General features: G+C 54.3%; 19 protein-coding genes. 9 read left to right on the top strand and 10 right to left on the bottom strand.

Going from position 1 to position 18,510, the window contains the following annotated elements; genetic code table 11:
* The first annotated feature begins 68 nt into the window (after nucleotides 1-68).
* From H6F67_RS17345 to H6F67_RS17330, 4 genes are all read left to right on the top strand, one after another.
* Complete coding sequence (locus tag H6F67_RS17345) at nucleotides 69-752, top strand: Npun_F0813 family protein (RefSeq protein WP_190767879.1); 684 nt, start codon at nucleotides 69-71, stop codon at nucleotides 750-752.
* Nucleotides 753-857: 105 nt separating this feature from the next.
* Complete coding sequence (locus H6F67_RS17340) at nucleotides 858-1,760, top strand: hypothetical protein (RefSeq protein WP_190767878.1); 903 nt, start codon at nucleotides 858-860, stop codon at nucleotides 1,758-1,760.
* Nucleotides 1,761-1,935: 175 nt separating this feature from the next.
* The gene (locus H6F67_RS17335; protein ID WP_190767877.1) at nucleotides 1,936-2,943 is read left to right on the top strand and encodes a transposase; all 1,008 of its coding nucleotides are present in this window, start codon (nucleotides 1,936-1,938) and stop codon (nucleotides 2,941-2,943) included.
* A gap of 112 nt (nucleotides 2,944-3,055) precedes the next feature.
* On the top strand, nucleotides 3,056-3,220 hold the full coding sequence (locus H6F67_RS17330; protein ID WP_190767876.1) for a metallothionein: 165 nt from the start codon (nucleotides 3,056-3,058) through the stop codon (nucleotides 3,218-3,220).
* 88 nt (nucleotides 3,221-3,308) lie between these two features.
* On the opposite strand, the gene H6F67_RS17325 is transcribed toward H6F67_RS17330, so the two are convergent.
* The 4 genes from H6F67_RS17325 to H6F67_RS17310 all read right to left on the bottom strand — a co-directional run bounded on the left by H6F67_RS17325 (nucleotide 3,309) and on the right by H6F67_RS17310 (nucleotide 10,527).
* Nucleotides 3,309-7,121, bottom strand: coding sequence for an SdrD B-like domain-containing protein (locus H6F67_RS17325; RefSeq protein WP_313926849.1), 3,813 nt, complete (start codon nucleotides 7,119-7,121; stop codon nucleotides 3,309-3,311).
* Between the two features lie 120 nt (nucleotides 7,122-7,241).
* Nucleotides 7,242-8,642: a 1-acyl-sn-glycerol-3-phosphate acyltransferase gene (locus tag H6F67_RS17320; RefSeq protein ID WP_190767874.1), complete on the bottom strand. Its 1,401-nt coding sequence runs from the start codon at nucleotides 8,640-8,642 to the stop codon at nucleotides 7,242-7,244.
* Between the two features lie 8 nt (nucleotides 8,643-8,650).
* On the bottom strand, nucleotides 8,651-9,646 hold the full coding sequence (gene fmt / locus H6F67_RS17315) for a methionyl-tRNA formyltransferase (protein WP_190767873.1): 996 nt from the start codon (nucleotides 9,644-9,646) through the stop codon (nucleotides 8,651-8,653).
* Nucleotides 9,643-10,527, bottom strand: a complete 885-nt coding sequence (locus H6F67_RS17310; protein ID WP_190767872.1) for an OmpA family protein — start codon at nucleotides 10,525-10,527, stop codon at nucleotides 9,643-9,645. Before H6F67_RS17310 ends, fmt begins: the two co-directional genes overlap by 4 nt.
* A gap of 263 nt (nucleotides 10,528-10,790) precedes the next feature.
* On the opposite strand from H6F67_RS17310, the gene H6F67_RS17305 reads away from it, so the two are divergent.
* The gene (locus H6F67_RS17305) at nucleotides 10,791-11,474 is read left to right on the top strand and encodes a hypothetical protein (RefSeq protein WP_190767871.1); all 684 of its coding nucleotides are present in this window, start codon (nucleotides 10,791-10,793) and stop codon (nucleotides 11,472-11,474) included.
* 94 nt (nucleotides 11,475-11,568) lie between these two features.
* Here the strand turns inward: H6F67_RS17305 and H6F67_RS17300 are convergent, their stop codons facing one another.
* Entirely contained in the window at nucleotides 11,569-12,030 is a 462-nt protein-coding gene (locus H6F67_RS17300) for a hypothetical protein (protein ID WP_190767870.1), read from the bottom strand.
* 108 nt (nucleotides 12,031-12,138) lie between these two features.
* Here H6F67_RS17300 and H6F67_RS17295 point away from each other — a divergent pair, with 108 nt between their 5' ends.
* Entirely contained in the window at nucleotides 12,139-12,558 is a 420-nt protein-coding gene (locus tag H6F67_RS17295; RefSeq protein WP_190767869.1) for a hypothetical protein, read from the top strand.
* Here H6F67_RS17295 and H6F67_RS17290 read toward each other — a convergent pair.
* On the bottom strand, nucleotides 12,535-12,681 hold the full coding sequence (locus H6F67_RS17290) for a hypothetical protein (protein ID WP_190767868.1): 147 nt from the start codon (nucleotides 12,679-12,681) through the stop codon (nucleotides 12,535-12,537). The genes H6F67_RS17295 and H6F67_RS17290 overlap by 24 nt on opposite strands.
* A 12-nt stretch (nucleotides 12,682-12,693) precedes the next feature.
* The gene (locus tag H6F67_RS17285; RefSeq protein ID WP_190767867.1) at nucleotides 12,694-13,689 is read right to left on the bottom strand and encodes an RNA polymerase sigma factor, RpoD/SigA family; all 996 of its coding nucleotides are present in this window, start codon (nucleotides 13,687-13,689) and stop codon (nucleotides 12,694-12,696) included.
* Nucleotides 13,690-14,653: 964 nt separating this feature from the next.
* Here H6F67_RS17285 and H6F67_RS17280 point away from each other — a divergent pair.
* Together H6F67_RS17280 and H6F67_RS17275 are read left to right on the top strand one after the other, a co-directional pair.
* Nucleotides 14,654-15,646 (top strand): response regulator transcription factor, encoded by a 993-nt coding sequence (locus H6F67_RS17280; protein WP_190767866.1) that lies wholly within the window; start codon nucleotides 14,654-14,656, stop codon nucleotides 15,644-15,646.
* Nucleotides 15,647-15,658: 12 nt separating this feature from the next.
* Nucleotides 15,659-16,282, top strand: coding sequence for a hypothetical protein (locus H6F67_RS17275; protein WP_190767865.1), 624 nt, complete (start codon nucleotides 15,659-15,661; stop codon nucleotides 16,280-16,282).
* 249 nt (nucleotides 16,283-16,531) lie between these two features.
* Here H6F67_RS17275 and H6F67_RS17270 read toward each other — a convergent pair whose 3' ends face one another.
* Entirely contained in the window at nucleotides 16,532-16,810 is a 279-nt protein-coding gene (locus H6F67_RS17270) for a hypothetical protein (protein ID WP_190767864.1), read from the bottom strand.
* Between the two features lie 259 nt (nucleotides 16,811-17,069).
* Between H6F67_RS17270 and tatC the strand changes: the two genes are divergently transcribed.
* Nucleotides 17,070-17,873, top strand: a complete 804-nt coding sequence (gene tatC / locus H6F67_RS17265; RefSeq protein ID WP_190767863.1) for a twin-arginine translocase subunit TatC — start codon at nucleotides 17,070-17,072, stop codon at nucleotides 17,871-17,873.
* A 46-nt stretch (nucleotides 17,874-17,919) separates the two neighbouring features.
* Here the strand turns inward: tatC and H6F67_RS17260 are convergent, their stop codons facing one another.
* On the bottom strand, nucleotides 17,920-18,237 hold the full coding sequence (locus H6F67_RS17260; RefSeq protein ID WP_190767862.1) for a DUF3067 family protein: 318 nt from the start codon (nucleotides 18,235-18,237) through the stop codon (nucleotides 17,920-17,922).
* Nucleotides 18,238-18,295: 58 nt separating this feature from the next.
* Complete coding sequence (locus H6F67_RS17255) at nucleotides 18,296-18,463, bottom strand: hypothetical protein (protein WP_190767861.1); 168 nt, start codon at nucleotides 18,461-18,463, stop codon at nucleotides 18,296-18,298.
* Nucleotides 18,464-18,510 lie beyond the last annotated feature (47 nt).

Here is an 18,510-nt window from a genome sequence, read left to right as displayed (position 1 = left end):
GATGTCAGCATCAAGCGCTGTGCGATGGCTTGGCTGAAGAATCGCACGATGGGAATGGAGGCATCGCCATGTTCATTTTGAAGCGGCAAGATGTTGAAATCACCACGATTCAGCATCCCAAGAAAGACCAGCAGGTTCCGGTTTTGCACTATCAGGGGCAAACCTTTCGCTTGTTGAACGTTTTCAGCGCAGCGCAAGAAGAAGACGCCAAAGCGCTGTGGCGCGACTTGACTGATAATCGGGGCAAAGCTTGCGTCTTGCTCGAAGAACCCGATCGCTACAGCGTTTGGGGCAAAGTGCGGCTTGACCAGCTTGCTCAAGAAGGCGATCATCCCGTCAGCAGCGAAGCTTCTACTGCGCCGATGCTGTTTATTCAGGCCAGTCTCTTGCTGTTGCAGGCGGTGTATTTTGACATTGAGGATTTGCTCGGTGCACGGCAGCTCAGCATGTTCCAAAAAGAGATCGCTGCTGTGTTCGCGCAGGGACGCTTTCCCAAGGCAGATTCGCCTGCCGCAGTGCAGCATTTGCTGACGGCAGATCCGCTTGTCACGCCACAAATTCCGCCTTGGCAAGAGCATCACCTGAACGTGCTGCTGCAAGAACTGTATCGGCTCGGTCGTGAGCATTTTGGCAATCCCAGCTTTGCCAGCCGTGTGTTAGAAGCACTGCAAGATTTACCCGCTGCCGATCGCAACCAGTTTCTCGCCTGGATGAAGCGATCGCCCGCAGGCAAGCTGTGGAAAGTGGTTTAAGAATGATTGCACAAGCGATTTTAGGTGAGTCGATCGTGCAACGCTAACTCCACTCATCGCTTTTCGTGCCCCTTCACTGTTTTTCTTGTTTGAGGTGCAGTCCCCGTGAAAAAGCGTTCAACCGAATTCAATATTCCCACTGCGGCGATTGTGCTGGGCGCGATCGCTTGGGCAGTCGTCTCACTGCTGTTTTTCCTGCTGTTTAGCGTCTCACCGTCTGGAGAAGGCCGCCCCTACTGGTACAGCATCACGACCTACGTATTGGAGAGCGGCGCATTTTTGGGAGCGGGAATTTTGTGTTTACGCAACTGGCGCAGTCCTCAAATTGTCAGTGGGCGATCGGTCTGGCTGGCGTTGGGCTTGGGAATGTTTTCTTTCTTCATCGGCAACTTGTTTTTGGGCTATTGGGAAATTGTCTTGAAGAAAGAACCCGACGTTTCTCCCGGCGATTTTTTCTACATCTTGATGTATCTGTTTGTCGGGGCGGGTATGTTTTTGGCGGTTCTCTCGCGCCGCTTGAATTTGTCGATCGCTCAGTGGGGCACGATCGCTGGTATTGGCTTTTTGGGTTCGGCACTGGTGTATTTTCTCTATGCCGCTCCCGAAGAAGCAGTTGCAGAAGTTGCCGTTGAAGCGGAATCTGCGGCGGAAGTGGCGGTTCCGGCTTGGGCGCTGGCCGTTGAAGCGCAGCTTGCACCGCTGGCCGATATTTTTGCGCTGCTGTATGTCGTCGGTGATATTTTGCTGGTGATTATGGCGACAACTTTGCTGCTGGCCTTTTGGGGCGGGCGGTTTTCGCTCTCTTGGCGCTTCATTGCGGCGGCGGCGTTTTGCTTTTACATTGCGGATGTTTGGTTTGGCTGGGCAATTCGCTACATTCCCAATTATCAAACGGGCGCTTTGCCCGAAGTGTTTTGGATTTTTAGCGCCGTGCTGTTTGCGATCGGAGCCGCGTTGGAATACGACCTTTCCACCAAATCGCGCCGCAGCAGTCGCCGCCGCGCCTGACAATTTTGGGACGGCTCTGCCAGCTTCGGGTAATCACCTGCCACAATGGAAATTGCAACACTGTATCTCGATCGCGCCTGTCAAGTCTTGCCAGTTGCGATCGTCTCGGTGTTAGGCTGGTTGCGATCGCTTGGGCGGTTGAGTTGATTTCCTGTTGTTTGCTGACAAAGGCTGCATGGCTCCCCAAAAACTTTCGGATTCAGATAAGCAAGCGGTTCTCGATCTCTATCGCACCAGCGATGAAACGTCCTCGACGCTGGCGGCTCGCTATGGCGTTAGCAACACCACGATCAGCCGCATCCTCAAGCAAGGATTGTCTGAAGACGAATATGAAGCGCTGATTCAGCGCAAGCGGATCGCCGGACGCACCCCTGCGCCTGCCGTGACGACCCCTCAGCCTACAATCGACCCGCCCGCTTCTGTTGCCCCCCCAGAATCGATCGCTGCTGAACCGGAAATCCAGCCGTCGATCGCTGAACCGTCATTTACTGAGCCATCCCTCACCGAACCGTCACCTGCGGACAAGCCGCTGCGTCGCCGTCGATCGAGCGCACCAGAAGTATCGAGTGTGCCAGAAGCAGCAAGTGCGGCAGTCGAAGCGTCCAATCTCGATCGCTTCGCGGTTGAAGAAATCGCTGAAGAAGTGGCGACTGTGCAAACGGAGCCGAAGCCGAAGCGCATTCTCGATCCGATTCCCAATCGCAGTTTGCCCGATCGCGGTTTGGCTGCTGCACCTGCGGATTTTGAGGATGAGGACGACCTGGATGACGACCTCGATGATGACCTAGACGACCTGGATGACGAGGACGACCTGGATGACGATGAGGACGGGCTGGCAGCCGTGCAGGTGCAGTCGAAATCTTTCATTCAGGTGTTGCCGCTCTCTGAAGCAGCGATGCCCAAAACTTGCTACCTGGTGGTCGATCGCGCCTCAGAACTGATTACGCGCCCCTTACGCGATTTTGCTGAACTCGGCCAGATTCCCACTGAAGAAGTGCAGGCGAAAACGCTGCCGATTTTTGACAATCATCGCGTGGCTCGCCGCTTTTCGCGTCGGATGCAGCGCGTCGTCAAAGTGCCGGATAGTCAAGTGATTGCCAAGGTGAGCAGCTACCTTCAGGCCAAGGGAATTACGCGCCTGCTGATTGACGGGCAGGTTTATTCGCTCTCGGAAGAAGTCTAGCGGCACGATCGCGGTTAAAATGTGGCGATCGCTTTCATCAAGTTTTGCTGTTCAATATCTGAATATCTGTTCATATGTTATGATTTAGCTACCAACTCATGGAGGAATCCTCATGGCAACCGTCACCCAAATGAAATGCGCCTGCGAATCATGCCTTTGCATCGTTTCGCTCTCGGATGCGATCGAAAAAGACAACAAGCACTATTGCAGCGAAGCTTGCGCCGAAGGTCATCCCAACGGACACGGCGATTGCGGTCATTCGGGCTGCACCTGCTAAGGTTACGCTTAAAGCTGAAAAACCGCTGTAGTCGATCGATCGAATGGCACTACAGCGGGTTTTTGAGTGGGGCGATCGCCGCCTCGCTCTACCTCATCATCTGAACTTGACCAAAGTTGATGCTGCTAACGGTCTGATCGAAGCCCAAGTTAAAAGTGTGGGTACGGATGCCGCTGCCTTGTGGCAGGTCTTGATTCCTCAAGCTAAACATTCGCACTCCCGCACCAGTTGAGAGAAATAGGCGATCGCCGTTGTTGCTAACGGTCATCACGCCCGTGCCAAACGCCGAAGAAAAAGAAATATCTTCTCCGATCGCCATGCGGTAGCGTTCTTTCCAGGTGTTGGTGTCGTAGGCGATGATTTGGTCGGTTGTGGAATTGACGGCAAAGAGAAGATCGTCAGTGGGGTGAAAGGCAAGGCCAGCATCCACACCTGTCAAATGTTCAACGGCTTTGAAGTCGCGATCGAACACGGCGACACCGCCATTCAACTGCATTCCAATCAGCGAGCCATCGGAATTGACGGCAGACAAAGTGTTGTTCAATAACAACATTGAGTCGGCTGCTTTCGCGAACTGATTGCTGTTGGCATCAAAGCGAGCAATGGGGCCACCCGAACTGTTTGATCCGGTGAAAAATAGCGTACTGCGATCGCGGCTGCGATGAATATGCGTATCTTGTCGCACAGAATTGGCTCGCCGCGAAATGATGTCGGTGTTCAGGTCAATTTCTCGCAGCATAACGCTACCCGAACCATTGAAGCGACCCGTCACCAAAGCCCTTCCGCCCGAACCGATCGCCACATCCCACGCGCCTCCTTCAGACGAAGTTAGGCTGTAGGTTAAGTTTGAGACGCTGCCCGTCGTGACATCAACTTTGCGGACAATCCCTTGACCGGGAGCCGTGCGATTTTCCGCCACATAGAGAAAACGGTTGTTAGAAGTGATGTCTGCGCCATTGAGTGAGATTCCGATCCTCCAGGGAGTCAGCAGCGATTGAAATCCTGCATGATACCGCTCAATTTTGCCGTCACTGGTGGTGATGTAGAGCGTATTGCGCGTTGAATCAAACACGAGATCGCGACGGTTGATTACAGGAATCAACACGCTGGGACTGCCCGCAGTGCCGCCCGGAGCCGTTGGACTCCATCCGGAGGGAACGACTTGGGCGACCGTATAGTTTCCGATGGGCAGATTGGCAAACGTGTAGTTGCCGCTGGTGTCAGTGGTGGTTGAGGTTTCGCCGCTATCAAGTCGGTTGTTGGCGTTGCGATCGAGAAAAACCGTTCGGCCTGCTAATCCCGTTTCACCTGCATCTTGAACGCCGTTAGCATTGACATCATTCCAAATTGCGCCTTGGATGCGGTTGGTTTGTCCGGCTTGGCGATTGCCAAAATCTACCTGTTGCGATTGGCCTGCGCTCAAATCAAACGTGGCGGTGTTCGGAGTATTGAATCCGGGTAGTCCCAAGATTCGCAGACCCAATCGCGTTGAAATTGCCAAGAATTTGCTGTCAGCGCTCAGGGACAACACGCCACCCGTATTTCGGCTGGAAGGAAAAACATCTTCACCGATCGCAAGGCGATACAGTTCGCTCCAATCGTCGGTGCTGTAGGCAATCACCTGATTGGTGGTTGCATTCACGCCATACAAAATATCTTGATTGGGATCAAACGCAATGCCGCCATCGATGCCTGTTAGCGCGTGAACAAGCATGAAGTCTGAGAAATTGAGAATATCAATTCCTGATTGTTCCAGGGCAATCAGCGTTCCGTTGCGATTCACAGCAGAAGAGGCATCGCTCAGAAAACCGGAGGTTGTGCTGTTGAGCAAAAATGCATCACTCGTGGCGCTGTAGTTGAAGATGGGGCCAGCAGAACTGTTGGATTCCGTAAAAAAGAGCGAGGTGCGATCGCCACTGCGCTGAATCCAGGTGTTTTGCCTGACTTGATTGCCACTGTTGCCTCTCAAATCGGTGCGAACCGAAATCACATCCGTATTCAAATCAATTTGGCGCAGCGGAACCGAGCCTGATCCACCAAACTGTGTGGTAAAAATGGCGCGTCCGTTCGCGGCGATGGCAATATCAAACGCGCCTCCTTCGCCAGAGGTGAGGTCGTAGGTGAGGTTGGTCACTGCGCCCGTTTGCAGATCGACTTTGCGAATCATGCCTTGAGCGGCGCTGCGCTGACCTTCTGCGACATACAGCGTGTTGCCATCGGGCGTGATGTCAAGGCCGAATAGCGATACGCCTACTTGAAGCGAAGGTAGCCATTCTTCGGTGTCAAGGCGATAGCGTTCGATCGTGCCGTTGGGTGTGCTGTAGTAGACAATTCGGCGAATCGGATCAAAAACGTGATCGCTAATGGGGAAACGAAAAATTGGTTCATACGGCAAGAGCGTGTTGGCGCTTCCGCCTGCGAAACCGGGCGAAGTTTGTGCCCAGTTCGTGGGGATCACCTGCGCGATCGTGTAGCTTCCTGCCGCAAGATCTGCGAACAAATAGTTGCCGCTGGCATCGGTGAGGGTTGAGGTTTCACCTGCATCGAGCAGGCCGTTTTGGTTGGTGTCGAGGAAAACGGTTCTTCCGGCAAGTCCACTTTCTTCGCTCTCCTGTGTGCCGTTGGCGTTGCGATCGTTCCACACGCGACCGCGAATTTCCGTTTGTGGTGGCGGGTTGACTGTGATTTCGATCGAATCCGTATCGCTGGTGGAATCAGTGCCGCTGCGATCGTCTGTCGCAATCTGCACCGTTGCCGTACCGCTGTTGACGGTCGGATCGAACTGTAAGCCGTTTAGCGCCGTGTTGATTGCATCGATCGTTCCAATCACCGTGAAGCTGGAATCAGCTGTGCCATCGCCGGACTCGAAGCTGAGATCAATCGTATTTGCCAAAGTCAGCGTCCCGTTAGTTGCCGTCAGCGTGACGCGAATCGGGTTTGTGCCAGCGTCGATGTCTGCGATCGAGATACCGTTCCCGTTTGCGGCAGAAAAGTTCAGCGCGGTATTGGTCAGCGTGGTTTGGGCGGTTGGAACCGTATTGACCGGAACATCGTTTACCGCGTTGACGATCAGGCCGAAGGTTTGACTCGTTGTGGCTGTGCCGTCACTGACGCTGAGGGTAATGGTGGCTCTGCCGGACTGGTTGACGATCGGGGCGATCGCGATCGTCCGATTTACACCCGTTCCAGTCAAAGTGAAGCCGCTGTCGGGGATCAGTGCCGGATTGGAAGAAGTCGCTGTGACGATCAAGCGATCGACGCTCGTTTCGCGATCGCCAATCATAAAAGCAATGTCGCCTGTGGTGGCATCTTCGTTAATGGTTTGAAGAGCGATCGCACTCAGCGTCGGGGCTGTGTCGGTAGGTGTTGGGGTGGGAGTAGGTGCAGGTGTAGGGGCGGGTGCAGGGGTCGGGGCGGGAGCGGGCGTGGGGGCAGGGGCAGGTGTGGGAGCGATTGGGCGAAAGGCGGTTTCGGTGATGCGGCGGGCGTTGGTGTTTTTGAGGACGAGGATGATTGCACCCGTGCGGCGATCGCGGATCACGGTGTCCCGCTTTTGTTGGCCTTTGCCCTGAGCAATTCTGAGATTGCGAAACTGTAAGCCGTCGATCCAGTCACGGCCAATCTCAAAGTCGGTGATGGTTGCAGTGTGATTGCGAGAGGGGCGGATGACGAAGCGATCGCTGCCTTCGCCGCCTGTCAGCGTGTCGCGACCGGAGGCAGAAATCAGCGTGTCGTTGCCGCGATCGCCCAAGAGTCGATCGTCACCTGAGCCACCGTCGAGAATGTCGTCACCTGCGTTGCCGCTCAAAAAATCGTTGCCTTGCAGTCCGAGGAGCAGGTCATTTTTGCGTCCGGCTTGGATGCGATCGTTCTTGCGAGTGCCACGATATCGTCTGACCACGCCTAAATTTCTCCGTATAAAGAGTGACAGAACTATTGTTCCCAAATACGGAGGAAAAAATTAAGGGTGAGCGATCGAGACAGCCTGGAGCGAACCTGCCTTTTGCCAACATTCGATCGCCTAGCGAATCAATTTTTCCAAAGCAGTTTGCAGATCGGCAGTCAGGTCGGTGACGGCTTGGCGACGGTTGGCTTTGTAGGCCGAGTGGCGATCGCTGACGGAAAGCGGTTCTCCAACTGTGACAATCGCGGTTTGGCAGGCGAGTTTGGGGCGGGGAAAGGGAAATTGGCCTTGGATGCGGCGGCTGACATCCCAAAGGAGCAGCAGCGTTTCGGCAAAGCGATCGGCAGTGAATTTTTCGCGGACATAGTGGCCTGTGACGCTGACCAGCGTTTCCACGATTCGCATGTGCCAAAGGGATTCCTCGGCTTCTTGGGCGACGCGATCGGCCAAAGCGCGATCGATTGGCGAGAGTGTTTCCAGGTCGGGCAGATCTTCGCGGTAGATGCGATCCCAAGCGGCTTGTTCAAGGCGGCGGCAGCGATCGGTGAAGCTGCCTTTGGGCGGCAAGTTGAAGGTGATTTCGGAAACCGTCAGCGCGGCATTCATCAGCGCGGAGAGGCGATCGGCAATTTGCGCGTTGGCAACGTCGAGATTGGCATCGAGCGGTGCGGTTTGCGCGGGCGTCGGTAAGGGCTGATGGTAAAACTTGCTGTAGAACTGTTCTAGCTGCGTGAGCAACTGGCCGCCCAGCCGCAAGAGGCGTTGATACAGCCGCATTTCCTGGTCGGGTGTTAGCGGGTCGGCGGTGGCGATCGCAGGCTCGGCCTCCAGTCCGGTCGCCGTTTCCAGTTCGCGCAGCAGTCGATCGATCGCGTTCCAGGGCGGCGTGTCGTAGAAATACTGAATGCCGATCGGTACGATCAGCACGTCTTCAGAACGATCGCTTTTTTGCAAATCTTCAACGCACCAAAAGCCAAATTGGGCGATCCCCGGTTCGATCGCGCCGACGATGCAGTTGTGGCCGTTGGTTGCGCCTTCGGGGGCGGCTCCGATTGGAAAAGAACCGTTGGCGAATAGCTGGCGGGCAGATTTGAGTCCGGCTAAGTCGGCTTTGCCGCGCCGAATCGGAGTGCCGCCCAAGTGTGCATACGTCCAGCCGACGAGTTTGCCTGCCCACAGGGGAATGCCGCGATCGTAGATGAAATGCGAGTGCGGCGGCTGGGTGATTTTCAATCCTCGCGCTCTGGCAGCACGGGGAAGCCGATTCCACACCAAGGTTGCCATGCAGAGCGGGTCGTTGGGGTTGGAGTGGCGAAAGGCCAGCAGAAAGCGGGTTTTGTTTGCAGCAAAATCGGCGTAGAGGTCAGCAAGGCGATCGATCCCCTCCACTTCAACTTTGCCAATCCCATAGTGCCACCGCAGATAGGGCAGCAGCAGGCGCGTGGCCGATCGCACGATCGGCGTGTAGTTCGGTGGAATGAATCGGAGCGGCGGTTGGGCGCGAACGGGTTGACTCATGGCGATACTCACTCCCGTCCATTCTCAAGCACTTCTCCCACCGTCAACCGAAAGCCGTTGACAAAATCCCAACCGGACTGCGATCGCTTGCCGACTGGCTGCACCTCGTGCAGCAAAATTAAGCCATCTCCCGTCTGCACGATCGCGCCCTGCTGCTTCAACAGTCCCACGATCGCTCCTGGATCAGTCGAGCGATCGACAGTTGCCCAGTTCGATCGCAGTTCCGCAAGTTCCGATGGCAAAGCGTCCACGTCGAGCGGCACAGTTGCGGTAATTTTAAGTGGTGCATCGCGAAAGGTGGCGACGCAGTTCGGATAAAAGCCGCGAATCTGGTTGTGCAGATCGATCGCCGCCTTTGACCAGTCGATCAGAAAATCTGGCTTTTTAATTAGTGGAGCATAAGTGGCGCGATCGTTGTCCTGCGGAATCGGTTCGATCGTCCCTTGCGCCAAGCCTTGCAGCGTTTCCACCACGAGATCCGCAGCGATTTCGGCAAGCTGGGCGGCGATCGAGGCGCTGTTGTCTGTGAGATCGATCGCGATCGTGCGCTTCAGCAGCATCGCGCCCGTGTCCATTCCCGCATCCATCAGCATCGTCGTGATCCCCGTTTCAGGTTCGCCGCGCACCAAGCTCCACTGAATCGGCGCGGCTCCGCGATAGTACGGCAAAATCGAGCCGTGCGCGTTGATGCAGCCCAAGCGGGGCATGTCGAGAATTTCCTGCGAAAGGATTTGTCCGTAGGCAACGACGACGAAGGCATCAGCCTGAAGCGATCGCAACGTTTCCAGCGTTTCGGCATCCTTCTTGATGCTGCGCGGCTGGTAGACGGGGATTTCGTAGGTAATCGCCACTTCCTTGACGGGAGAGGGGATCAGCGCATTGCCGCGTCCGCGCCGCTTGTCCGGCTGCGTCACAACTGCCAGCACGTCAAATTCCGATTCAGACAGCAGCCGCTTCAAGGTGGGAACGGCAAAATCCGGCGTACCCAAAAAAACAATTTTCATTCGCGGGGAAAAATTCCGATTTCAATCCGGCGGTTGCGCTGACGGTTGGCGGCGGTGTCGTTTGGGGCGATCGGTTGCGTCTGCCCGTAGCCGACCGCAACCCAGTGATAGGAATCGCCCAAGGTGGCTTCGAGCGATCGCACGATCGCCTGCGCTTGAGCAAACGATCGCGCCCGTGCCTGCGCTGCATTGTCTGCTGCATCCGAGTGAGCCGCCACCAAAATCGCTGAATTGGGATAGCGCTGAAGTTCGCCAATAACGGTATTGAGCAAAATCTGGCTTTCTGAACGCAAACTTTCACCTGTGAACAGCGCATCGATCGGCAGCGTCACGCCCAAGCGATCGGGGTCGGGTGCAGGCGGCAATACAGCAGGCACAGCGGCAGTGGGAGAGGCAGCGGCGGGCTGAAGCTGCTGGGCGATCGCTTGCAGGCGCGATTCAATTCCCGCTGTCGATCGCGGCAGTCCCACTCTGGTTTCGAGGGCAGTGGTGCGATCGCCCAAGCTCGCCAGTTGCGTTTGCAGGGCGGCGACTTCGGTTTGTACCTGCTGCCGCTCAGTCGGGTTAAGTGGTCGCAAGGCAGGCGTTGGCAGTGGTGGAGCAGACGCTGCGGGACTGGAAGCCTCTGTGACAGGAACAGGCTCCAGCGTGCCGCGCAGGTCGTTCGTTCGCTGCAAAAATTGCTCAAGCAGCGGCGGCTCTTCTGATCGCGGAGCCGGATAGAGTTGCGCTGCCAAAATGCCGAGCAGTCCGGCGATCGTGCCGCCAACCCCTAGCAGCAGCAGCCGAAAAATCAACACTAAAAGCGATCGCAGCGGATTGTCAGCAGGGCGATCGCTGCGTTTGGGGGGCGGACTTGGCGGAGTTGGGGCAGGCGTCATGCGTCAACCTCTGGCGAATCCTGATCTAGTGATGCTAGCTCAAGTGGGGACACTCAGCGCAGCAGCATGTGACGGGCATCAAAGGTTGGAAGTCGGCAACAGCCGAGTGCAGGGTGAGTTGCAGCGATCGATTCTGTCTCGATCTGCCCGTCTACCGCCACATCACAACAAAATATGTCAGGTAGGGCACAAAGGCGGACAGTTTTGCGATCGATTTGTTAACCTGAATCACCTCAATTTTTTTCATGAAGGGTTCTGCTGCCATGACAACCTCGATGCAGATTGACCCGCTCAATAGCCCACATCCAATTCCTTGGAACTGGGTGCTGGCAATGCAGGCCGAAGCAACCAACCAACCCAAGCTGCACTACTACCGCAGCCAAGCGCTGATTTCGCCCAATGGTGAATACGCCGCCTACAGCCGGATTCAGATGCAAACCGTTTCGGACTGGGTACAGTGCCATGTCAGCAGCGTTTTGTTTGTCGAAAATTTGCACACAGGCGACTTGCAGACGATCGCTGCTTCTTCGCCGCTCTCATCCGATCCGTTTAGCAAGCAAGACACGATCGATCCCCAAGGCACGATCGCGATTTTGATTCCGATCGGCTGGTCGGCTACCAGCGATCGCTTGCTGGCACGAGAATTTGAATCGCTCTTTTGCAGCAGCGTCGCCTCAGACTACGCCGTCATTTGGGATAAATCCATGAATCGCACTCATACGATCGCGCCGACGCGCATTTCCTATAGCAGCGCGATTCTGCTGGGCTGGAGCCGCTTGCAGCCCAACCATGTGCTGTTTCAAGCAGGCGAAATGGGCGATGAAAGCTGGCCGCTGTGGTCAGTCAATTTCACCGGACGCACGATCGCTGCCCAGTCTGAAGACCAGCCGATTATCTATGGGCGCACCGCAAATCACGTATGGGCAGGGCCGCAGGCAATGCGATAATCACAACTTGGAGGAAGCATCAATTAACAGCAAACACTGTAAATTTTAATTCATTTGATTTTTTTGAATTCTTGATAATTGACGACTGAAAATCCTACAGCAAGTCAATTCGACGATCGTGAATCCAACAGTTGCGATCGACCTGATGAAACCAAGATTCCCCGTTGCGATCGACCTGACGACGATCAATTTCCACAAACGAATTGCCAGCAAACAAAGCCACAACGCGACCCCAAGGCGCGACACGACAATTTGTTTGCTCATGTTCTGCTCCGGCGATTCTTCCGATGCGTGGAAAGACATCCGCATCGTCTGACAAATTTTCATCTTCATGATAAATATTGTCTAGATCAGAAGGATTTGGAAACGATCGCTGTGACAAAACAGGTAGTTGAACGAGTGCGATCGTCGCTCCTAAAATTGCGCTACTCCAAAAAATTCTTTGCACAAGATGCATCACTTTTGCGTCCTCACTGATTGCGCTCAAAGCGTTAACAAAAATGACTTCCTGCTGAATGCTGAGGTTTCCTGGCGATCGCCATTCATTGATTAGCATCAATTATTTCGATTGAAATGAACCGCTGGCACAAGCGAACCTCGACGAATTATGCTATTGCTGCACTCTGTTCAATCAAATTAATCAAAGTTGAGGAGTATCTCTGTCATGCACAAACTGCTGCTAAACCTGTTCGCAATTCCAACGGTTGCCAGTTCAGTTTTGATGACTTCGCTGATGGTGGGTGTTGCTTCGGCGACTGAAGTGCCAGCCGAACCGAGCACCCAAGCTTCCTGCGCTCCGGTTGAGGCCAAGACGCACTCTGTTCGGCTGACTCACACGAAGAACTTGAGTGATTCGTTCGATTTGCTGCAAACGCCCAATACGGATTTTAGCGAGGCAGAAAGCGATGCAGCAGTCACGCTGTTTGGCTGTGACTGTCCTTCCTGCATCGGGGCACTGCGTCAGTTGCAAACTCAAGCTTTAAGCGGCAGCGAAGGACACTGCTGGGGAGCGTTGCAGGCAAATGTTTCGCCAGAAGAAGTGCGACGAGTGCTGCAAATGCTAGAAACCCAAGAAGCCAATTGAACCAGCGGTTTCTGCCTGCGGGCGATCGCCCTCCTCAATCCGCAAAAAGCGCTCCTTGCAGAGCAGGAGCGCGTTCAAAGGAATATATGTAGCCGGATGCTCGACTCGGAGGCGATCGAGCATCCGGCAACGCGATTAAGCAGTCAGGTAGCCGCGCACATTGGCTTTGCGGCGACGCAGATGGTCAAGGGCTTGGCGCTCAAGCTGACGAACGCGCTCGCGGCTAATGTTCATCCGCTGGCCGACTTTGGCCAGCGAAAGCTCGTTGCCATCGTTGAGACCAAAGCGCAAGGTGAGGACTTCGCGCTGTTGCGGAGTTAGCTCAGAGAGCAAGCCTTCGAGGTCTTGGCGGAGCGATTCCTGCACGGTGTAGGTTTCGGGCGATGCGCCTTCGTCTTCGAGCAGGTCTTGCAGCTCGGTATCCTGATTGTCGCCGACCTTGAGATCGAGCGAAACAGGCTGACGCGCCATGATCAGAAACTCGCGAATTTGGGCAGGCTCCAGCTCAAGCGCCTTGGCGATCTCAACTGGAGTCGGGCTGTGACCCAACTGCTGCGTCAATTCGCGCTGGACTTTCTTGATCTTGTTGAGCTTCTCGGTGATGTGAATCGGCAGACGAATCGTGCGAGCCTGCTGTGCGATCGCCCGCGTAATCGCCTGACGAATCCACCAGTAGGCATAGGTCGAGAACTTGTAGCCGCGCGTCGGGTCAAACTTCTCAACGCCGCGCTCAAGGCCAAGTGTGCCTTCCTGAATTAGATCGAGAAATTCCAGATTACGCTTTTGGTACTTCTTGGCGATCGCCACCACCAAACGCAGGTTGGCTTCGATCATCTTCTGCTTGGCGCGAGTGCCCAAGCGAATCGCCTGCCGCAATTCAGCGTCGCCGAGCTTGGCAGCTTCTGCCCATTCCGCATCGGTCGGCTCGCGATCGAGCTTGGCAGTCAGCTTTTCCTTCGTTTCAAGCAGCGACATCATCTGCTGAACTTGCTTGCCGAAGACGATTTCTTGCTCGTGAGTCAGCAGCGGCACGCGCCCAATTTCGTGCAGGTAGGTACGCACCATGTCGGCGGTGAACATCGGCTTGGCGGCTGCTTTGGCTTTTGTGGGGGTCGTGTTGGCTGTTGGCATGGAACTGATGAACCTTAACTAGAAGCTTGTTGGGAACCGGAGTAGAAGCTGAAAACTCAGCTTGCAAAAGAAATGAAAGCTAGAAGAATATCGATCGAGATGTAGCGAATCAGAAATCGAGATGAATGAACGCCAGCGATCGGTGGGTGCAGAGGGCTGGCCGTATGGCTTCCTCACGCGGAGGAAAGTCGAAATCAGTATGACTTTGCTTAAATTTATAATAAGGCAACTTGAAGATAGAGTAAAGAGGTGGACAAGGAGTAGAAGGTGTATTTACCGAACCTGCTATGATCGGCTCAGGTCAGTGTGGCAAGTCGCCAGACGAACAAGCCTAGATATTAGCGAGGACGCGACCGATTTAGCGTAGTTCCACAGTCTAATTTCACAATTGTTTGCTCGACACCTCTCGATCGAGTCATTTGTTGTGACCATACTCTAACTCCATCCGTATTTCTATAGTCGCAGAACGCCGGACGATCGCGGGTAGGGGCATTACAGCGCGAAAGCCGAACCTTTGGGTACTGCTTCAACATCTCGCTTTAGGCACCTAAGCAGTAAGAGGCAATCATGCGATCGAGCGCAGTTTGGGTTTGAGAAACTCGGCAGCAACGGCGCGATCGAAAAATTCCAGCAGCCAATCATGCTTATCAAGCTCACATTGCCACTACCGTCCACTCAGCCCAAATTGCGATCGACCAGCACTCATTCCATCGCTGCTGTCATTGCGATGTAGCTGGCACGATCGCTGGAACTTGAACCGCGAATCCTGATTCGCTTCATAGCAGCTTTACAGTTCGCTTGCCAAACACGACAACATACACCAAAATCACTGATTTTCCTGATGGCGATCGGGCTGCTTGTTAAAGGAATTAGGCTTTCCGTGCATTCACCGAGTTGGGTTCTGAAGAAGCTAGCCGAATGCTCAACTGCCGCCTGCTGCCTGTTACTTCTCACACGACTTTGCATGATTCAGATTCTCCTGGTTGACGACCAAGCGATGATTCGAGATTCGATGACTCTACTGTTGGAGCAAGCACCTGATTTTCAGGTGGTGGGCACCGCAGATAGCGGTCAGCGAGCGATCGAGCAAGTCGCCGCCCTCCGTCCGGATTTGGTCTTGTGCGATATCGAGATGCCGGGAATGAACGGAATCGCCGCAACGCAAGTGATCCACCAGCGCTTTCCCAAAACCAAAGTCATCGTCCTCAGCAGTCACGACGATGAAGCGTATCTGGCGAACGCGCTGCGAGCAGGTGCAAAAGGCTATTTGCTCAAGAATTCAACCGCTGCCGATTTGATTGATACGGTTCGCTTAGTGCAGCGCGGGCACAGCCAGATGGGGCCAGGACTGGTCGAGAAAATTGTCGATCGCGTCGTCGAACCTCGTCCAAGCGCCATGTTTGACCTGGCTGCGCTGAAGCTTTCAGATGCAGATTTTCGCTTGCTGCTAGAGCATTTTGATGTTGAGGCGCTGCCGAAGTTGGTGGAAGATGCGATCGCCCATGCCCTCGCAACGCCGCTGTTGGCTTTTCTGGAACAATACCTAGAAACGCGATCGACTAGTTTGGCAGCTTTGTATCTATCAGGTGCGCTGATTCACCGCAGCCGTCAGCCCGGCTCGGCCTTGCTCTATCTCAAGTTTGGCTTTGAGGAAGGCGTGCGCCAGCAGCTTCCTCCAGCCGGGCTGCTGCTGTTTTATCGCGAAGGATGTTGCATCAATGCGGATGCGGCGGCAGCTTGGCTCACGCAGTCGGGCAGTCCTTGGGCAGACGACTGGCCGTTTCTGCTAGCAGAAGCCGCCGATCGATCTGGCACGGATTCACCGCTGTATCGATCGCTGTGCTTGCTGTGGCGCATTCGCGCGATGCAGCTTATTTGCGATTACACGATCGAGCTTGCCCCAAAGCTAGCCGCGCTTCAAAGCGGTTTTGATGCCATTCCACCTCTCACTCTTTGAACGGAGCCTTTCATGATCGAAGTGACTCGTGTTGAACAGGAACTTGCAGACCTCGAACGGCAGTTGCAGCAGTCGTTTCGCGTTTTTGATGAACTCGTGCAGGTACAGCAGCAGTTTGTCGGGCTGACTCAGACGCACCGCCGCTTGGAAGAATCGATCGATCGCCACAATGTCGCACTTGCCAAGCTTCAGCCGCAGCTTGATAGCCGCTTGGAAGCGATTGAAGCAAAGCTGCACAGCGAACTAGCGCCCCTTCAAACCGAGCAAAAAACCTTCGATCGCCGTTTGAGCGAAATGGAACAGCAAATTCAAGCACTCAGGCAAGAGCTAGAGCAGCGATCGCACATTATGCTCGAAGCGCACGAACGCCAGCAGGACGCGATCGCGGCTGCCCTGAATGAACTTGAAATTCGCCTGCAATCCGAACTCGATCGCCAAATTGAATCGATCAAACCAACTGCAATTCCGCCAACTTATGTCGAAAAGCTTGACGTTGCCTTACGCAATACGCGATCGAACCTCCGCACGGTCGAGAAGCAAATCGGTTCACTGCAAGTTTGGCTGACGCTCGTTTCCTTTGGCGCACTGGTCGCGCTCGTGATGTCATTTACGCCAGGTTTGTTCGGCACACGCTAGAGACGAGGTTTTGTTAACACAGGCGACACAACTTACGCAAAAGCCGTGAACTCAAGTTCCGGCTGAAAGCGAAAACCCATTCAAATGGGTTGGTTTACCAGGCTTAATCCGTTTCAATGGATTTAAGCTTTGAGCCAGGAAGCGAATTTCCTGGTGCTGATGCGTCAGTCCTAAAGCGAAATGGCAATCGATTGTTCATCACCCGATCGCCATTTCGCTTGTGGCTTGATCGCGCTGAACCAATCTCAATCACCAGAAGTTTGCGAGGTTCCAATATTCTTCCAGACTAATTTTGCGATCGCGCATGAGTTCTTCGAGTGCATGAATCAAAGCAGCGAGAGCCGTTTCGCGATCGATAAAATAATATCCGGCCTTCAGTGCAGACTGGTATGTGCGGTAGGTCGAGCCGTCTTCGTGAAATCCTTCTAGCTCAGAGCAGTAGCAGCGAAAACTATAGCGGTTGCGGCAGGCGACAACCTCGACCAGCCAGCCGTGATAAGGAATACCGTTAGACTCAGTGTTCAGCATAGCGGTTTAACTGCAAGATGACCGTTGATAAGATGGGCAAAGCTGCCAAACATCAAGCTGACCGAATCATAAGAAAATTGCCGAAGCCTGAAATGAGCAACTTTACGGAAATCTACGCGGCCAAAATGAACGAATCCGTAAATGTACGCCAGTAATTTCAGCAGGAGGACGCCTGTTTCTGCTGCACCAAAGCAATCTCGTTCCCGCGATCGAGCCAACCAGATAGAATAGACATCAAATCTGGACGTGAAGCGAATCCATGACCGCGCCTTCTGAACTCGAACCTGCAACCGAGCCGACCAGCACGATCCCCGCTGCTGAACCGAAGCCTCAGCCAGCCATCGACCCGGATGATGAACTGGTCGATGACGTGGAGATGTCGCTGTTTGACCATCTTGAAGAACTCAGGCAGCGAATTTTTTACGCGATCGTAGCGATCGTAGTCTGCATCATCGGCTGCTTCAGCGTCGTCAACAAAATCGTCGGCCTGCTTGAAGTGCCCGCGCAGGGCGTGAAGTTCTTGCAGCTTGCTCCGGGCGAATACTTCTTCGTCTCAATTAAAGTTGCAGGCTACAGCGGCCTCCTGCTCGCCAGTCCGTTTGTGCTGTACCAGATTATTCAATTTGTCCTACCCGGACTGACCAGGCGGGAACGAAGATTTGTCGCGCCGATCGTTTTTGGGTCAAGCATTCTGTTTGTGGCCGGAATCGCGTTTGCCTACGTTGCCTTGATCCCCGCCGCGCTGAACTTCTTCATCAACTACGGCGGCGATGTGGTCGAGCAGCTTTGGTCGATCGATCGCTACTTCGAGTTTGTTCTGCTGCTGATGTTCAGTACCGGACTTGCCTTTCAAATTCCGGTGATTCAAATGCTGCTCGGTCTGATTGGCATCGTCAGATCCAAACAAATGCTCGCAGGCTGGAAGTATGTGCTGCTGGGCGCGGTTGTTCTGGGTGCAGTGCTGACGCCATCGACCGATCCCATTACACAAAGCCTGCTGGCCGGAGCCGTGCTGTTTCTTTACTTCGGCGGCGTTGGCCTAGTGGTGCTGATTGGACGTTAGAGCCGCCCTGAACTAAAGTTCGGGGCGCAACGGGGCGCGATCGCCTTCAAAACTCCTCTAGCATCCACTCCGAGGCGCGATCGCCCAAGTCGATCGGGATGCTGACGGCTTTGCCCTGCCGGGGGCGATCGCGAGTTTGCTCGATAAACTCCTGCACTTGGAACGCGCTGCCCCAAGCGTTGAGATAGTTGGCGACTGTCTCAAGATGGTCAAAATAATCGGCTTCGCTAAGCGGAAACGATTTTTGTTCCAAATAGCGCCACATAATTTGCACAAAAATCTTGCCCTGTGTGCGGCGAATTTGAATATCGTAAGAGCGCCCCCACTTCTCCAGTAGAACTTGATGTAGTTCTTGTCCAGTCATTGCAAAAATATCTCAATTTTTTACATTTCTTTACAAACAGAATTCCTCGTGGCTGAGGCTATGATACTGATTCTGAGTAATGTAATAATACTTTTAGAAAAACTGTAAACCGCTGGCCGTTCTTTAAAGCAATGGTCAAGGGGCGAGGCTTTTCTTGCGGTGAAATGCCGCTTGCGTCAGTCTGCATACGGTTGATTAAACGTGCTGCTTGGCTTGAATTTGACATAGAAATTCTCCTTTCACAAGCAAGCGCGATCGCGACCTGGCTAAACT

Source organism: Microcoleus sp. FACHB-1515 (assembly GCF_014696105.1).
Taxonomy (GTDB): domain Bacteria; phylum Cyanobacteriota; class Cyanobacteriia; order Elainellales; family Elainellaceae; genus JAAUTJ01.
Note: the sequence above shows the minus strand (reverse complement) of the source record. Positions and strands in the feature narration are given on the sequence as shown.

Coding starts and splice junctions, on each gene's coding strand:
- H6F67_RS17345 (WP_190767879.1), top strand. CDS start 69: ATGTTCATTTTGAAGCGGCAAGATGTTGAAATCACCACGATTCAGCAT.
- H6F67_RS17335 (WP_190767877.1), top strand. CDS start 1,936: ATGGCTCCCCAAAAACTTTCGGATTCAGATAAGCAAGCGGTTCTCGAT.
- H6F67_RS17330 (WP_190767876.1), top strand. CDS start 3,056: ATGGCAACCGTCACCCAAATGAAATGCGCCTGCGAATCATGCCTTTGC.
- H6F67_RS17320 (WP_190767874.1), bottom strand. CDS start 8,642: ATGAGTCAACCCGTTCGCGCCCAACCGCCGCTCCGATTCATTCCACCG.
- fmt (WP_190767873.1), bottom strand. CDS start 9,646: ATGAAAATTGTTTTTTTGGGTACGCCGGATTTTGCCGTTCCCACCTTG.
- H6F67_RS17310 (WP_190767872.1), bottom strand. CDS start 10,527: ATGACGCCTGCCCCAACTCCGCCAAGTCCGCCCCCCAAACGCAGCGAT.
- H6F67_RS17305 (WP_190767871.1), top strand. CDS start 10,791: ATGACAACCTCGATGCAGATTGACCCGCTCAATAGCCCACATCCAATT.
- H6F67_RS17300 (WP_190767870.1), bottom strand. CDS start 12,030: ATGCTAATCAATGAATGGCGATCGCCAGGAAACCTCAGCATTCAGCAG.
- H6F67_RS17295 (WP_190767869.1), top strand. CDS start 12,139: ATGCACAAACTGCTGCTAAACCTGTTCGCAATTCCAACGGTTGCCAGT.
- H6F67_RS17290 (WP_190767868.1), bottom strand. CDS start 12,681: ATGCTCGATCGCCTCCGAGTCGAGCATCCGGCTACATATATTCCTTTG.
- H6F67_RS17285 (WP_190767867.1), bottom strand. CDS start 13,689: ATGCCAACAGCCAACACGACCCCCACAAAAGCCAAAGCAGCCGCCAAG.
- H6F67_RS17280 (WP_190767866.1), top strand. CDS start 14,654: ATGATTCAGATTCTCCTGGTTGACGACCAAGCGATGATTCGAGATTCG.
- H6F67_RS17275 (WP_190767865.1), top strand. CDS start 15,659: ATGATCGAAGTGACTCGTGTTGAACAGGAACTTGCAGACCTCGAACGG.
- H6F67_RS17270 (WP_190767864.1), bottom strand. CDS start 16,810: ATGCTGAACACTGAGTCTAACGGTATTCCTTATCACGGCTGGCTGGTC.
- tatC (WP_190767863.1), top strand. CDS start 17,070: ATGACCGCGCCTTCTGAACTCGAACCTGCAACCGAGCCGACCAGCACG.
- H6F67_RS17260 (WP_190767862.1), bottom strand. CDS start 18,237: ATGACTGGACAAGAACTACATCAAGTTCTACTGGAGAAGTGGGGGCGC.
- H6F67_RS17255 (WP_190767861.1), bottom strand. CDS start 18,463: ATGTCAAATTCAAGCCAAGCAGCACGTTTAATCAACCGTATGCAGACT.